This is a genomic window from Corynebacterium sp. MC3 (assembly GCF_900099485.1).
GTDB classification, from domain to species: domain Bacteria; phylum Actinomycetota; class Actinomycetes; order Mycobacteriales; family Mycobacteriaceae; genus Corynebacterium; species Corynebacterium pseudogenitalium.
Genome location: NZ_LT622813.1, coordinates 113,800 through 129,856, shown reverse-complemented (window position 1 = coordinate 129,856; position 16,057 = coordinate 113,800). Strand labels below are relative to the sequence as shown.

Below are 16,057 nucleotides of genomic sequence, written 5' to 3'. Positions count from 1 at the left end.
GGGCTATCGCCTGCTTTCGAAGATGTCGATCATTTGGCGCTCGAGTTTGGCTACGTTGGCGATTTCGCGGTCGATGTCGGTTTGGTTGTCGGCGTGGAGGACGTGGATGGTCCATTCGCGGTTGGCGATGTCGATGTCGGTGACACTGCCGCCGGGTTGCAGGTTGTAGGCGCAGGTGGCGAGGTAGAGGACCAGGTCGTCGGAGACGCGCATGGGCACGCGGAGGATGGCATTTTTGGGCGGGGCGGCGGGCCGCAGCGCGAGCCAGGAGACCTTGGCGGAGGCGACGATGAGGTCGGCGAACCACTGCAGTACGAACAGCAGCAGTTTGCCCCAGTGGATTTTGTTGCCGCTACGGGGGATGTTCGGCAGCGGCAGCACGAGCACGATCAGGACGCCGAGCGCCAGCCCGGCGGCGACGTTGCCCCAGGTGAGGTCGCCTTGCATGAGGACCCACATGAATGCGAGCCAGAGGACGAAGGCGCCGCGGAAGCGGTTTCGGATGCCGGTGAGGAGGTGGTTCATCGGTGTGCTCCTGTCGGTTCGGCGGTTGCGCTGGCGGGGAGGGGGACTCGTTCTGTCGTGACGACGTCCTCTCCGTCAGCGGAGCGCGCTGATTTGCGGGCGAGCGCGTCTTTGCCGCCGCCGGAGTCGGTGGGTTGGCGGAAGGCGTCGAGGTCCCGGGTTGGGTTGGTGGGGTCGCCGGAGAGGACGGCGTGTTGGTAGATGCGTTGGTCGCTGGAGGATTCGGCGGCGCGGTCGGTGATGGCGGAGATCGGGCCGGCGAGGAACGTGATGGACACGGAGGTCGCTACGAGGAGCGCGGTGGACAGCAGCATGCCGACGGGGATGCGGCCGACGTCGGCGCGGTCGTCGACGGCGATGGTGTCGTGGCGCTCGGTAAGCGATGAGGGTCGCGCCATGGCGACGGATTCGGGGGCGTCGGCGCGGTCGCGGAGGAAGCCCTTGGACCAGACGAGGATCATGGCGTAGAGCGTCAATAAGGAGGTGACGACGGCCCCTGCGATGAGCACCCAGGCGAGCCAGGAGCCCTCGGCGGCGCCGGCCTGGATGAGCATGATCTTGCCGAGGAACCCGGAGAACGGCGGGATGCCGCCCAGGTTGAGCGCCGGGATGAAGTAGAGCAGAGCGATGAGCGGCGCGGTGTAGAGCAGGGAGCCGAGGCGGCGCAGCTGCGCGGACCCGGCCTGGCGCTCGATCAGGCCGACGACCAGGAAGAGCGAGGTCTGCACCAGGATGTGGTGGACGGCGTAGAAGATCGCGCCCGACAGGCCGGCGACGGTGCCGAGTGCGATGCCGAAGATCATGTAGCCGATGTGGCTGACCAGAGTGAAGGAGAGGAGACGCTTGATGTCGTTCTGCGCGAGTGCTCCCATCACTCCGATGACCATGGTCAGTAGTGCGACCCACATCAGGAGGGTGTCGAGGGAGCCGTCGATAAATATGGTGGTGCGGACGCGAATGATGGCGTAGACGCCCACCTTGGTGAGCAACCCGGCGAACACCGCGGTGACCAGTGAGGCGGCGGTGGGGTAGGAGTCGGGGAGCCAGGCGTCGAGCGGGAAGACGGCGGCTTTGATGCCGAATGCGACGAGCAGCGTGGCGAAGATCGCGGCGCGCGTGCCGTCCGGGACCTCGGCCATGCGCTGGCCGACCTGCGCCATGCTCACCGTGCCGGTGGAGGAGTAGATCAGCGCGAGCGCGAACAGGAACACCATCGAGGACGCCATGGAGACCATCACGTAGCCGATGCCGGCGCGCACACGCCCCGGCGAGGCGCCGAGAGTGAGCAGCACGTACGAGGCCACGAGGAAGACCTCGAAGCCGACGTACAGGTTGAACAGGTCGCCGGCGAGGAAGGACAGGTTCACGCCCATGCACAGCAGCATGTAGACGGGGAGGAAGACGGCGACTGGGTCGTCCTCGTCGCCGTCGCGAAGCCCTTGGGAGATGCCGTACCACATGACGGCGAACAGCACGATGGAGGAGACGAACACCATGATGGTGGACAGGCGGTCCGCCACCAACGTGATGCCGATGGGTGCTTCCCAGCCGCCCATCTGGACGGTCTGGATGCCGTGGACGTCTGCGATGATGATCATCGCACCCGAGATGACGGCCAGCGCGAACAGAGTCGTCAGCGCGATGGTGCGCTGCAGGGTGACGGCGCGCCCGGTGACCAGGATCAGCGCCGCTGCCAGCGCTGGCAGCAGCAGCGGCATGACGGTGAGGATCGGCATGGCGGGCAGCGCCCAGTGGGCGAACTCGAACAGGTTATTCGTCATCGTCGGCCTCCTTGACGGGGTCTTCAAAGGAGCGTGGGCCGAAGGCGTCGCCCTCGGAGCTCATGCGTCCGGTCTCTGGGTCGTCGGAGGCGTCGTGGTCGGGGGCCGCCGCCGGGGTCTTCGGACGGGCGGCGATCGCGCGGTCTTCCTCGTCGCGCTCGATGATGTCGTCGGTGCGGTAGCGGTACTGGCGGTAGGCCAGGGCCAGCATGAACGCGACCATCGCCATCGAAATGACAATCGCGGTGAGGATCATCGCCTGCGCGAGCGGGTCGGCGGTGCGCTCGCCGAACAAGGTAGACATGCGCCCAATGATCGGCGGGGAGCCGGCCTGCCCGCCGGATTGCAGCAGCAGCAGGTTCGCGCCGTTGCCGAGCAGCAGCACGCCCATGATCATGCGGGTCAGTGCCCTATCGAGCATCAGGTACACGCCGGTGGCCACGAGCACACCCGACCCGATGAGCAGGAACAGGTTCGCTTCCATTACTCGCTCCTTTCGCGGCCACGCGCGGTGGTGTGCACCGGCGCCCCAATTGTCGACGCCCGGCCCCGCCCTGCCGTCGCGTCACCGTCACCAGTGACCGCTTCTCGACGCCTCTTTCGCGCCAACCGTTTCGCCGCCTGGGCTTCGCGGCGTCGTTTATTCTTCTCCTGCAGCTCACGAGCGCGCTGGCGAGCGTACTGCTTGCGGTTGTCTTCCTCTTGGTCGAGGTAGCCGCCCATGGAGGTCAGGATGTGCAGGGTCAGTCCGACCACGATGAGGTACACACCGGCGTCGAACACGAGCGCCGAGGTGACGTCAAACGAGCCGATAAGCGGCAGCGTGACCGTGGTGTAGCCGGACGTGAGCGGCGGGTTGCCGAAGAACATCGGGGTCACCGCCGCGGCGAAGGAGAACAGCATGCCGGTGCCCAGCAGCTTCGCCGGGTCCACAGGCAGGGCCTCCTCGATTTCCTGGCGCCCGCCCGCGAGGTAGCGCAGCGTGAACGCCAGCGCCGCCACCAGGCCGCCGGCGAAGCCGCCGCCGGGCGCGTTGTGGCCGCCGAAGAAGAAGTACAGGGACAGCAGAATCATCGACGGGAACAGGATCCGTGTTGCCACGTCCACCATCAGCGAACGGTTCTGCGCCGTCTCCGAATCCACGCCGCTGGCCAGCCAGCGCGGCTTGGTGGTGGACAGCGTCGGGCGCCTCGAGGAGCGCCCAAACTTGCCGGTGCCGAAGATCAGGCTGGCCACGCCCGTCGCCGCGATCACCAGCACAGTGATCTCGCCGAATGTATCGGCGGCGCGCAGGTCCACGAGCAGCACGTTCACCGTGTTGCGGCCGTGGCCGATGTCGTGCGCCAGCTCCGGCATGAACACCGAGATCGGGTCGGCGGTGCGCGCGCTCATCGCAAACATGGCGATCACCACAACCGACACGCCAGTCAGGATCGACAGCCAGGCACGGGCCCGGTTGTCGTCGCTGCGGGGCTCGACCTCCGTCGGCATCTTGCGAAGGATCAGCATGAACACCACCATCACGATGGTCTCCACGAGCGCCTGCGTCAGCGCCAGATCCGGCGCGCCGTGCAGGGCAAAGATCGTCGCCATGCCGTAGCCGGTCAGCCCCACCATCACCACGGCGGATAGGCGGTTGCGTTGGACCGTCGCAAAGACAGCCATGCAGACCATGATGAACACCACCAGGCCCTGCCACGGCGAATCCCACAACATCATCCGAATATCGTTCGAGCGGCCCAGCACCAGCGCCGCCAGCGGCACCACGGCCAACACCGCGAAAATCACGCCCAGGTTGATCACCAGGGAACCGCGCTGCGTCGACGCCGTCAACCGCAGCGACGCAGTCCGCAGCTGCGTGAGCAGCGCGTCCCACAACGCGTCACCATTGCCGAGCGCAGGCTTGCCCGTCTGCAGCGGTTTCAGCAACGCACGCTGCCAGAACATGACGACGCCACCCAGCACAATCACGGCCGTCAGCACCAGCGGGATCGTAATCCCGTGCCACAGCGCCAACTCCTCCTGCTCGCCGCCGGGGAAGCGCACATCCAGGTACTCGTTGAACGCCGTCGACAGCAGCACCGGGAAGATACCGCACACCACCGTCAACGTGGTCAGCACCGCCGGCGAAATCCACAAGGTCGGGCCGATCGGGTGCATCTCGCGCACCGCCTTCGACTCGCCGTTGTTGTGTGCTGGCTTCGTCGCAAAGGCGGACCACCAGAAGTACAGCGAGTAGGCCATCGTCAGGATGGAACCAGCGACGATCGCCACCAGCGTCATGTAACCCGGCATGCCGTGCAGCATCTCCTCGTTCAGGACCGCCTCCAGCGCCGACTCCTTCGCCACAAAGCCGAAGAACGGCGGAATACCCGCCATCGACGCCGCCGACACCGCCGCCAAAAACGCCACAAACGGCTCCCGCTTCGCCAACCCCGACAGCTCGTGGATGTCGCGGGTGCCCGTCGAGTGGTCAATCGCGCCCACGATCATGAACAGCGTCGCCTTGAACATCGAGTGCCCGAACGTAATTGCCAGGCCAGCCATCGTCGCCTCACGCGACCCAATACCGATCACCGTCGTGATAAAGCCCAGCTGAGACACCGTGCCGTACGCCAGGATCAGCTTCAGGTCACGCTGCTTCAGCGCCAGCCAGCCACCCAGGATCATGGTGAACACGCCGGTCGAAAGCACCACCAGGTGCCAGGTACTCACCACCGCCAAATCCGGCGCCAGGCGCGCCACCAGGTAAATCCCGGCCTTCACCATCGCCGCCGAGTGCAAATACGCCGACACCGGCGTCGGCGCCGCCATCGCCCCCGGCAACCAAATATGCCACGGGGCCTGCGCCGACTTCGTCATCGCCCCCAACATAATCAGCACAATCGCCGTCGAAATCGCAGGCGTATTCTCAATATTCGCAAACTGCGACACCTCGCTGAGGCGCCAAATCCCCGTCTTGTAGCCCAGCAGGTTAATGCCGACGAGCATCGCCAGCCCGCCGAACGTCGTAATCATCAGCGCCTGAATCGCCGCCCTTCGCGACGACGCCCGCTCACCGTAGTAGCTGACCAGCATGTACGAGAGTATCGACGTCAACTCCCAAAACACGTACATCAGCAAGAAACTGTCCGAAATCACCAACCCGTACATCACGGAGGCGAACATGGTCAGCTCCCCGCCAAACTTGGCCAACCTGCGCGGATTCGAATCGAAATAGCCCCAGCAGTACAGCAACACCAAGGAGCCGACGCCCAAAATAATCAAACTGAACAAGCCCGCCAGGGCGTCCAACCTGAAATCCAGGTTCAACTCCGCCGACGGCATCCACGGAATCCGCGAAACGATCTCCCCGCCATCCACAAAGACACCCTTTGCGAACAGGTACACCATCCACGCGAACCCGCCCAGCGGCACCAACGCCACCAGCGCAAACGCCGATCTACCGATCGTACGGATCAACAACGGCGCCGCCGACGTCGCGACGAACAGCGCGACAAGTAGCGTCAACACAACCCGGGCCTCCTTGTTCAGCTTCCTTAGCTTCTTCAGCTTCGGCGCGCCACAGCAACGCAGCTGCCCACCATGCACCGTCGAAACTAGAAACAAGGCGCGTCATGATCAGTGGCGCGACCAACAAAATCTCACTGTACTCACAGCTCCGACATTTTGCGAACGGCTTTCGCCCTGGCCGCCCCGCCGCTGGCTGGCCCCTCCTGTGCCCGCGCCCCGCGCCTGTGCCCTCTTTGAAAAAGTTCCCGCGTCCGGGAACCATTTTGCGTTTCGGACTGGTTCCGGTCGACCAACGGTTGCGTTTCTGCAGGTAGCGACGGCTGTCCACAAAGAAAGGTCCCGGGTTCACGCTGGGCCGGGGAACTTTTCCGGGGTGGCGGGTTCGCGCGCCGTGGCTTTCACGTGATTCCTGTTCGTGTCGAGGCGTTAAAGGAGTGCGACGCTGGTCGCCAAAAATCACGCCAGGCCAGCGAGAATGCGGACCTGCATCGCACGCTTCTAATCGCACGCTTTTAACCTTGGAGGCGGAAAACGGGGGAGGATCAGCCAGGGAATATACATACGAAGAACCCCCAAATCTGCAAAGTGTAGTAGGTGGATTGTAGTAATCCTCGAAAAGTTGTGCGAAATGGGGATTACTACCATCCTGTTACTACAGTTTGGGTTTCGGCAGCGCCACAGCCAGCAAAAACAAGCCGAAACGCAGCCGAAACCTGGCCGAAACTGGCTACTTCCCGTACTGCTGCAGGAAGAGCGCTTCGGCGACGGCGATGCGTTCGATTTCGGTGGGGTCGACGGATTCGTCGACGCCGTGGATGCCGCACTGCGGTTCCTCGACGCCGTAGAGGGCGATGGCGGCGTCGGGGAAGTGGTTCTGCAGCGTGATGGTGAGTGGGATGGAGCCGCCGGAGCCGATGAGGGCGAGGTCGGCGCCGTCGTAGGCGGTTTGGAGGCAGTCGCCGAACAGGGCGATGGCCGGGTGGTTGGGGTCGGTGGCGAATGGTTCGTTGACGCCGGAGATTTCCACGGTGACGTGGGCGCCGTTGGGGGTGTGGGCGTGGATGTGTTCCTTGACGGCGTTGGCGATGGCGGCGGCGTCGGTGCCGGCGGGGACACGCAGGTTGTATTGGGCTTCGGCTCGGTGGTTGACGGCGTTGACGGCGTCGGCGACGGGGGTGGAAGTGAAGCCGATCATGGTGATGGCGGGGCGGGCCCAGACCATGTCGGCGGGGTTGTCGTCGGGGGTGCCGTTGAGGGCGACGCCGTCGAGGACGCCGGCGTCGGTGGCGAAGGTGTCGGCGGGGTAGGGCTGGCCGTTCCAGGTGGCGGTGCAGTCGACGCCGTCGATGCTGGTGCGGCCGGTTTCGTCGAAGAGGGAGTCGGTGATGCGGACCAGGGCGTGGGCGGCGTCGGGGGCTGCGCCGCCGAAGGAGCCGGAGTGGATGGCGCCCTGCAGCGTTTCGACGGTCACGTTGATCTGGGCGCCGCCGCGCAGGGAGGTGGTGAGCGTTGGGACGCCGACGGCGGCGTTGCCCGAGTCGGCGATCATGATGGCGTCGGCGCGGAAGAGGTCGGGGTGGGCGTCGATAAGTTTGCCGAGGCCGTCGTCGCCGCCGAGCTCCTCGGAGCCCTCGACGACGACCTTGATGCCGAGGTCGGTGCCGCCGTTGGCCTGGATGAGGCGCAGTGCTTCGAGGTGCATGGCGAGGTTGCCTTTGCAGTCGGCGGCGCCGCGGCCGTACCAGCGGCCGTCGCGCTCGGTGAGGGTGAAGGGGTCGCTGGTCCAGGCGTCGGGGTTGTTGGCAGGCACGACGTCGTAGTGGGAGTAGAGGAGGACGGTGGGGGCGTCGCCGACTGGGGCTTTGGTGGCGATGATGGTGTCAGCATTATCGACGGTCGCGTGGCGGGTCACGTCCAGTCCGAGGGCCTCGAGTGCGGAAACTGTCCAGGCGCAGGCGGCTTCGTGCTGGTCGGCAAGCTCAGGCGTGGAGTGTGGGGAGTTGAAGCCTACGAGGGCGGAGAGGTCGTCGAAAATTCGGTCGCGGTTTGGGGTAAAAGCTGTTTGTGTCATGTGGTCGAAAGTACCACCAACCGGAGGAGTACAATCCTTTCCGTTCGTTTTTATGCCTATATATTGAAAGGTCTTGCAATGGCCTCGACGATGCGTGAGTTGACGCTGCGCGGGATCATCATTGGTGGCTTGATCACCTTGGTGTTTACTGCTGCGAATGTGTATTTGGGGTTGAAAGTCGGGTTGACTTTTGCCACGTCCATTCCGGCGGCGGTGATTTCTATGGCGGTGCTGCGGAAGTTCGCCGGGCACAATGTGCGCGAGAACAACATTGTGCAGACGATTGCCTCGGCCGCGGGTACGCTGTCGGCGATCATTTTCGTCCTGCCCGGCCTGGTGATGGTCGGTTACTGGCAGGGTTTCCCCTTCTGGACGACAGCCCTAGTGTGTGCCCTGGGTGGCACGTTGGGCGTGATGTATTCGATTCCGTTGCGTCGCGCGCTGGTGACTGGTTCGGATTTGCCGTACCCGGAGGGTGTCGCGGCGGCGGAGGTGCTGCGCGTTGGCGACGGGGACAATGGTGGCTCGGAGCGTGATCACGCGGAGAACTCTGAGGGGTTGCGTGTGATTATTCTTGGTGCGATTGCGTCGGCGTTCTATTCCTTATTGACGGCCATGAAGGCGGCGGCCAGCGAGGTCGCCGGGTTCTTCCGTGTTGGTGGGGGCGGCACGATGATGGGTGGTTCGCTGTCCTTGGCGCTGCTGGGCGTGGGCCACTTGGTGGGCTTGTCGGTGGGGATTGCGATGCTGGTTGGCGTCGTGATTTCCTTTGCGATCCTGCTGCCGATGAAGTCGGCGGCCCATATGGACGAAGGCTTGGAGCTTGCCGAGGTTGTCTCCACGACGTTCGCGGACGAGATCCGCTTTATCGGTGTGGGCACGATGGCGGTGGCGGCGCTGTGGACGCTGATCAAGATCGCGAAGCCGATTGCGACGGGTATTGCGTCGTCGTTGGCGGCGTCGAAAAAGAGGCACGAGGGCGTGGCCGTCGATGTGACGGAGCGTGACATCCCGTTCCCGATCGTGGCGGGTGTGATTGTGGCGTCGATGCTGCCGATTGGCTTGCTGCTGTGGAACTTCGTGCGTGGCACCGACATTCACGAGCACGCGCTGTCCCTGACCATGATTTCGGTGCTGTTTATCCTGGTCATTGGCCTGATTGTGGCGTCGGTGTGCGGGTATATGGCGGGGTTGATTGGGGCGTCGAACTCCCCGATTTCCTCGATCGGCATCATCGCGGTCCTCTCGTGCGCACTGCTGATTGGCGCGTTCATGGCGGGCACGGACGCGAATGCGAGCTCGCTGGTGGCGTACACGCTGTTTACGGCAGCGATTGTGTTTGGCATCGCCACGATTTCGAACGATAACCTGCAGGACCTCAAGACGGGCCAGCTCGTGGGGGCGACGCCGTGGAAGCAGCAGGTGGCGCTGATTATTGGTGTGCTGTTCGGCTCGGTGGTCATCCCGCCGATCCTGCAGGTGATGCTCACCGGCTTCGGCTTCCAGGGCATGGAGGGCGCAGGCCCGGACGCGCTCGCGGCACCGCAGGCGGCGCTGATGTCATCGGTGGCGAACGGCATTTTCAACAGCTCGCTGGATTGGGGCTTGATTCTGCTGGGTGCGGGCATCGGCGTTGTGCTCATCATTATCGACGAGACCCTCACCCGCACCACGGGCAAGTACAGCTTGCCGCCGCTGGCTGTGGGCATGGGCATGTACCTGCCGGTGTCGGTCACGGTGATCGTGCCGATCGGCGGGCTGGTCGGATACATCTATAACCGTTGGGCGCAGGTGCAGCGCCACCCGGACTTCGCTCGCCGGATGGGCACGCTGGTGGCCACGGGCATGATCGTTGGCGAGTCCCTGTTCGGCGTGCTCAACGCGGCGCTCATTGCGGGCGCGGCGGGGGAGAGCCCGCTGGAGGTGTTCACGGAGCAGTCCTGGACGCCGTGGTTCAGTACGGCCCTGTTCGTTGTGTTGGTGTGGTTCGTGTACTCGAAGACGCGCTCCAAGGTCAGCAAGGTGGCCGAAGATGGTTCCTTGCACTCGGCGGGCGAGGGTGCTAAAACTGTGTCTTAGCACTCGAGGCAATTGAGTGCTAACGCGGGTGAGGTTGGCCGCGCGCTGACCGTGCCGTCGCGGGCGCCTGCATTTTACGACGAATACAAGGAGAAAACTTACATGGCTAAGATGATCGCATTCGACGAGGAAGCACGCCGCAGCCTAGAAAACGGCCTGAACACACTAGCCGACGCCGTCAAGGTCACCCTTGGGCCTAAGGGACGCAACGTCGTCCTGGAGAAGTCCTGGGGCGCACCAACCATTACCAACGACGGCGTCACCATCGCCCGCGAGATTGACCTCGAGGACCCATACGAGAAGATCGGCGCCGAGCTGGTCAAGGAAGTAGCCAAGAAGACTGACGACGTCGCCGGCGACGGCACCACGACCGCAACAGTCCTGGCACAGGCGCTGGTCCGCGAGGGCCTGCGCAACGTCGCAGCTGGCTCCAACCCGATGGGCATTAAGCGCGGCATCCAGGCAGCGACCGAGAAGGTCTCCAAGTACCTGCTGGACAACGCGAAGGAAGTAGAGACCCAGGAGCAGATCGCCTCCACGGCAGGCATTTCGGCCTCCGACCCGGAGATCGGCAAGAAGATCGCTGAGGCGATGTACGCCGTCGGCAACGGTGCGGTGAACAAGGAATCCGTCATTACCGTTGAGGAGTCCAACACCTTCGGCGTTGACCTCGAAGTCACCGAAGGCATGCGCTTCGACAAGGGCTTCATCTCCGCATACTTCGCCACCGACATGGAGCGCGGCGAAGCCGTCCTGGAAGACCCATACATCCTGCTGGTCTCCTCCAAGATCTCCAACGTCAAGGACCTCGTTCCGCTGCTGGAGCAGGTCATGCAGTCCGGCAAGCCACTGCTGATCATCGCCGAGGACGTCGAGGGCGAAGCCCTCTCCACCCTCGTCGTGAACAAGATCCGCGGCACCTTCAAGTCCGTCGCCGTCAAGGCACCAGGCTTCGGCGACCGCCGCAAGGCCATGCTGCAGGACCTCGCCATCCTCACCGGCGGCCAGGTCATCTCCGAAGAGGTCGGCCTCTCCCTGGAGACCGCCACCCCTGAACTGCTCGGCCAGGCACGCAAGGTCGTCGTGACCAAGGATGAGACCACCATCGTCCAGGGCGCCGGCGACCAGGCGCAGATCGACGGCCGCGTCAAGCAGATCCGCGCCGAAATCGAGCACTCCGACTCCGACTACGACCGCGAGAAGCTGCAAGAGCGCCTGGCCAAGCTGGCCGGTGGCGTCGCAGTGATCAAGGTTGGCGCAGCCACCGAGGTTGAGCTCAAGGAGCAGAAGCTGCGCATCGAGGACGCCGTCCGCAACGCGAAGGCAGCCGTCGAGGAAGGCATCGTCGCCGGCGGTGGCGTCGCACTCCTGCAGGCCGCCCGCGAGCTTGTCGACGACCTCGGGTTCGAAGGCGACGAAGCAACCGGTGTGAAGATCGTCCGCGAGGCGCTGTCCGCACCACTGAAGCAGATCGCTCTGAACGCTGGCCTGGAGCCGGGCGTCGTCGCCGACAAGGTTGCCAACCTGCCTGACGGCCAGGGCCTGAACGCCTCCAACGGCGAGTACGTGGACATGATGGAAGCCGGCATCAACGACCCGGCAAAGGTAACGCGCTCTGCACTGCAGAACGCGGCCTCCATCGCGGCCCTGTTCCTGACCACCGAGGCCGTCGTTGCCGACAAGCCTGAGCCAGCCGGTGCTGCCGGTGCAGGCATGGACCCAGACGCCATGGCAGGCATGATGTAAACCGCTAGTTTCTGACTGGCTTTCTCCCGGGCGCCCCGCTTTCGCGGTGGGGTGGCCCGGGATTTTTGCGTGTTGTGGCGTTGTGGTTGGTCGGGCTTCGGGTTGGGGTATGGCTCTTCGGTTTGTTCGAGATTTTGTGAACAGAATTGCGTGTGGCTCGGCATAGGTTTCGCGCTGTTTCCACCTCGATTTCGTTCCCGTCGACCTCTTCCCGTCGACCAACCCAGGTCACGGCAATTTGGGCTGTTTCACGCGATTTTGCTGATTTCGCGCTGATCAGCGTTGGTCGACCGGAGGAGGTCGACCGGAATGATTGTGGCGGCAAAGGGCCTTGCGTCGGCAGCGCTGAAAACTCCCCCATAAGTGGTCAGAAAGTATGAGGAATCTCTAAGAGTTTTGGAGAATCCTGACGGTCAGAATGTCTAGCGTTAACTGACAGCCGGCTACATATGTAATGGTCAACGAATAAAACCGGTTTGCGCTGCATAAATGGGTCAATATGTCGGCTGAGAAACCTTGAGATTTCGTACTAAATGACTTGGACAAAGCGGGGGGGGGTGCTTAAATTCAATGCGTTCCCAAAGTTGGGCCACTGGCGCGTGCGCAAGAAACCTAACTTCTTGAAGTGCGCTGAGGGCCCCAAGAGACCTCTTTTGGAAGGAAACCAAATGACAATTGCCCTCAAGAAAACCGCCGCGATCGCAATCGCAGCAGGCCTGACCTTCGCCGGCTCTGCTGGCATCGCTGCGCAGGACGCGATGGCGCAGGAGAACGGCCCAGCTGTCGCGAAGTCGACGATCGATGTCGCCAAGAAGGGTTCCATCACCCTCTACAAGAAGGCTGACCCAGAAAGCCTTGGTACACCTACGGGCGAGGAAGACACCACGGTCAAGGGAGAAAACCTTAAGGATGCTGGGTTCACCCTGTACCCTGTCACTAATGCTGACCTGACGACAAATGCAGGTTTGGTGGCCGCATCAAAGCTGACCGCGGGTAGCGCGAAGCTTGGAACCCCGTTCGCAGAGGTGAAGACAGATAAAGACGGCAAGATTGTCTGGTCAGACCTCAAGGTTGGCGTCTATCTCGTTAAGGAAACTTCTCCTGTAGCGGGTTACTCCCCGGCAGCTGACTTCCTCGTGTTCGTGCCGATGACGAAGGCCAACGCTCAGGCTGGTGGCACGGAGTGGATGTACGACGTCGTTGCTTACCCGAAGAACTACAAGCAGAAGGAACCGAAAAAGTCTGTCGTTGACTCTGGCAAGAATGTAAGCCAGCAGGTTGAGTACACGATCGATACCTGGGCGCAGACGATCGATACTGATCGTCAAAAGCGCACCATCTACCGGATTGAAGATACTCTCGATCCGAAGGCTTCAACCACGGAGAAGGACGTCCAAGTTCTCGGCAACGACTTCGAGCCATCCGACTACAAGATCAAGGTTGAAGGTCAGAAAGTTGTTGTTACCTTCACTGAAGCTGGCGTAGCAAAGATTAAGAACGGCCAGCAGATCTCCGTCAAGATCACTGCGAAGGTCAACGAGATGCCTGCTAATGGCATCCTGAAGAACACCGCTGTGCAGATCGAGAACAACCCGAACAATGTTCAAGAGGAAAAGAAAAAGCCGACGAACGATGTCGAGACTCGTTACGCTGGCATCCAATTTAAGAAGGTGAGCAAGGAGCGTAAGCCGCTGGAGGGTGCTGAGTTCCAGGTCTACGGTGCCACGGATGGCCAGGACTGCAAGGCAGCGGTCACTAACGATAAGGCGCTTCAGACCACTGAAGGTAAGAGCACGTTCGTTTCTGGCCAGGACGGCATGGTGAAGATTGATGGTCTGCACGTCAACGACGGTGCAAACAACGATCCGAACACCAAGAACCAGTGGACCAAGTACTGCCTCGTTGAGACGAAGTCCCCGAAGGGCTTCGAGCTTTTGTCCCAGCCAATCGAGTTCACCCTGCTTTGGAAGAACGCTGGCACCCTCCAGAACATCAAGGTGGGCGACAACGATGGTGAGGTCGTCAACTTGGAGGACACTACGCCGTTCCTGCCAAACACCGGTGGTATGGGTATTGCCATCCTGATCCTGGCTGGTCTTGGAATCATCGGTGGCGGCGCATACGTCGCTCGCCGTAACTCCCAGGCCGCCTAGGTTCCATGGCCCTGATGTCGCGCTTTCTTAGCGCCACATCACGCCGTCGGCGGAGGGCGTAAAACTCCGCCCAGTTTTCCAAAATATTTCCCAACAAGAAAGACGTTGATTTCTGTGACTGCACCAACGAAGGCGAAGCACAGGCGGCAGCCTGGAGCGAAATCGCTGTTTCAGCGCGTCGGTGTTCCAGCTATCATCATCCTTCTTGGGCTGGCTGTTTTGATGTATCCGGTAGTTGCTACGCAGTGGAACAACCGAATGCAGGAACAGGTGGCAAAGGATTACGAAGCTCTGCTGCATGACCAGCCAGAGCCGCAATTGAATACTGAGATTGAAGCCGCCAGAGCGTACAACCAGGACCACAAAGACGGTCCAATCCTTGATCCATGGTTGGCTCGAGTTTCAAAAGATAATGCGTCGTATCAGGAGTACTTGCGGCAACTCGCAGGGTTTCCTGCGATGTCCCAGATTGTGATCCCAAGTACGAATACCCGCTTGCCGGTCTACCACGGTACTGCGGAGGATACGCTGCAAAAGGGTCTTGGCCACATGTTTGGCACGGCACTTCCGGTCGGTGGTGTGGGCACGCACTCCGTGATTACGGGACACACTGGGATTCCTACTGCCACCCTGTTCGACAACCTTTCCGACATCAAAGTCGGCGACGCCATCTATGTATCCACGTTTGGCGAGCGCATGAAGTACAAGGTGTACGACATCGAAGTTGTCCTGCCGGATGAGACCGACAGCCTGCGCGCCGACCCCGAGCGCGACCTGCTGACGCTGATCACCTGTACGCCGTACGGCATCAATACGCACCGGTTGCTCGTCCACGCGGAGCGAGTACCCATGGACCCAGATGAGGCCAGCGTCCTCGACGACTCCACCTCCACCCTGCAGTGGTGGATGTGGGCACTCGGTGGGGTGTCCCTGCTCATCCTGCTGGCGCTGATCTGGTGGGTGTACCGCGAAAAGAAGAAGAGCGACCGTTCCGGCGCTGTGAACGAGGAGGTTCTGTCCTAATGCGCTTGTCCCAACTATTGGCAGCGTGTGGTGCAGCCACGATGCTTGCCGCGGGTGCGTTTTCGCCCGCGGTGGCTGACGTGCGCCCAATCAGCGGTAATGACGCCAACCTGAATCCGGCGAGCATCGACAAGAATAAGCCGATCCAGTTGCTGCTGAAGAAGCAGGGCACCAACCCGTACGACCAGGTCCCGGCCGGTCAGAAGCCTCCCGCCATCGCCGGCGCCAAGTTCACCTTGTCGAAGGTGCGGGGCATCGACATCACCTCGGAGCAAGGCCGCAACGTGGCAAAGAAAACCACGCTTGACGACGCCCGCTCGCGCGGCCTCGACGTCATCGAAACGAAGGCGACGAACCAGCGCGGCGAGGTCATGTTCGACAACCTCACCCCGGGCCTGTACCTGGTGGAGGAGTCCGCGCCGGACACGAAGTACGAGTACCACCTGAGCAGCCCGAAGCTGCTCATCCTCCCACTTCCTGACGAACGCGGCATCCGCTACGAGTACGAAAACGTCCTGGTGATGAAGTGGGACAAGAGCTACGGCACCCCACCACCGTGGGAGCCTTCCGAGCCACCATCAACGACGCCAACAAAGCCCGGTAACACGGTGACCACGACGAAGACGACGACGTCGACACCTCCTCGAGTGAGCACCACCATCCGGACGACGTACACCACGACCCCTCCGAATGGCACACCGACAACGGTGACGACCACGGTGCCGTCGACAATCGTGACAACGAAACCGAACGGGGTGGTCACGACGGTGACCCACCCCCGCGCCGTCCCCGAGAAAGAGCGCGGGTCGCTGGCGTCCACCGGCGCGAACGTGCTGTGGGCCGCGGGACTTGGCGGACTGTTAATTGTGCTGGGATTGTTCCTGGCGCGGCGAAGCAAGAACGAGACACGGTAAAGCGGAAGTAGGGAAAGAAAAATGCGAAACTTTATCAAACCTGCAGGATCTCCTGCTCGGCACCGTGCCCGTGGACTTGCAGCCGTAGTAGCCTCGGTGGCGTTGGCCGCCGGCCTGGGCGCGTACCCGGCCGTTCAGGCGGAGGAGACCACGACGGTCTCCGACATCACTACCGACGACGCCGGCCTGCCCACCTACTCGTGGATGGACGACGACACACCGTCTTCCTCCGCCATGCCTTCGGCGCCTGCC

General features: G+C 62.5%; 10 protein-coding genes. 5 read left to right on the top strand and 5 right to left on the bottom strand.

Annotated features, from left to right (window positions below):
• Positions 1-3 precede the first annotated feature (3 nt).
• From BQ4436_RS03920 to BQ4436_RS03900, 5 genes are all read right to left on the bottom strand, one after another.
• Complete coding sequence (locus tag BQ4436_RS03920; RefSeq protein ID WP_070361857.1) at positions 4-525, bottom strand: Na+/H+ antiporter subunit E; 522 nt, start codon at positions 523-525, stop codon at positions 4-6.
• A complete protein-coding gene (locus BQ4436_RS03915) occupies positions 522-2,306 on the bottom strand; it encodes a Na+/H+ antiporter subunit D (RefSeq protein WP_070361858.1) in 1,785 nt (594 codons plus the stop codon). The genes BQ4436_RS03920 and BQ4436_RS03915 overlap by 4 nt, the downstream gene beginning before the upstream one ends.
• Positions 2,296-2,790: a Na(+)/H(+) antiporter subunit C gene (locus BQ4436_RS03910; RefSeq protein ID WP_070361859.1), complete on the bottom strand. Its 495-nt coding sequence runs from the start codon at positions 2,788-2,790 to the stop codon at positions 2,296-2,298. The genes BQ4436_RS03915 and BQ4436_RS03910 overlap by 11 nt, the downstream gene beginning before the upstream one ends.
• Positions 2,790-5,819, bottom strand: coding sequence for a Na+/H+ antiporter subunit A (locus BQ4436_RS03905; RefSeq protein ID WP_070975573.1), 3,030 nt, complete (start codon positions 5,817-5,819; stop codon positions 2,790-2,792). Before BQ4436_RS03905 ends, BQ4436_RS03910 begins: the two co-directional genes overlap by 1 nt.
• 727 nt (positions 5,820-6,546) lie before the next feature.
• Positions 6,547-7,890: a dipeptidase gene (locus BQ4436_RS03900; protein WP_070975572.1), complete on the bottom strand. Its 1,344-nt coding sequence runs from the start codon at positions 7,888-7,890 to the stop codon at positions 6,547-6,549.
• A 78-nt stretch (positions 7,891-7,968) separates the two neighbouring features.
• Here BQ4436_RS03900 and BQ4436_RS03895 point away from each other — a divergent pair, with 78 nt between their 5' ends.
• From BQ4436_RS03895 to BQ4436_RS03875, 5 genes are all read left to right on the top strand, one after another.
• Positions 7,969-9,969: an OPT family oligopeptide transporter gene (locus BQ4436_RS03895; protein ID WP_070361865.1), complete on the top strand. Its 2,001-nt coding sequence runs from the start codon at positions 7,969-7,971 to the stop codon at positions 9,967-9,969.
• A gap of 102 nt (positions 9,970-10,071) precedes the next feature.
• The gene (gene groL, locus BQ4436_RS03890; RefSeq protein ID WP_070363432.1) at positions 10,072-11,715 is read left to right on the top strand and encodes a chaperonin GroEL; all 1,644 of its coding nucleotides are present in this window, start codon (positions 10,072-10,074) and stop codon (positions 11,713-11,715) included.
• Between the two features lie 668 nt (positions 11,716-12,383).
• Entirely contained in the window at positions 12,384-13,868 is a 1,485-nt protein-coding gene (locus BQ4436_RS03885; protein ID WP_070361866.1) for a SpaH/EbpB family LPXTG-anchored major pilin, read from the top strand.
• Between the two features lie 114 nt (positions 13,869-13,982).
• Entirely contained in the window at positions 13,983-14,891 is a 909-nt protein-coding gene (locus tag BQ4436_RS03880; RefSeq protein ID WP_070361867.1) for a class C sortase, read from the top strand.
• Positions 14,891-15,805 (top strand): SpaA isopeptide-forming pilin-related protein, encoded by a 915-nt coding sequence (locus BQ4436_RS03875; RefSeq protein ID WP_070361868.1) that lies wholly within the window; start codon positions 14,891-14,893, stop codon positions 15,803-15,805. The genes BQ4436_RS03880 and BQ4436_RS03875 overlap by 1 nt, the downstream gene beginning before the upstream one ends.
• Positions 15,806-16,057: the final 252 nt, after the last annotated feature.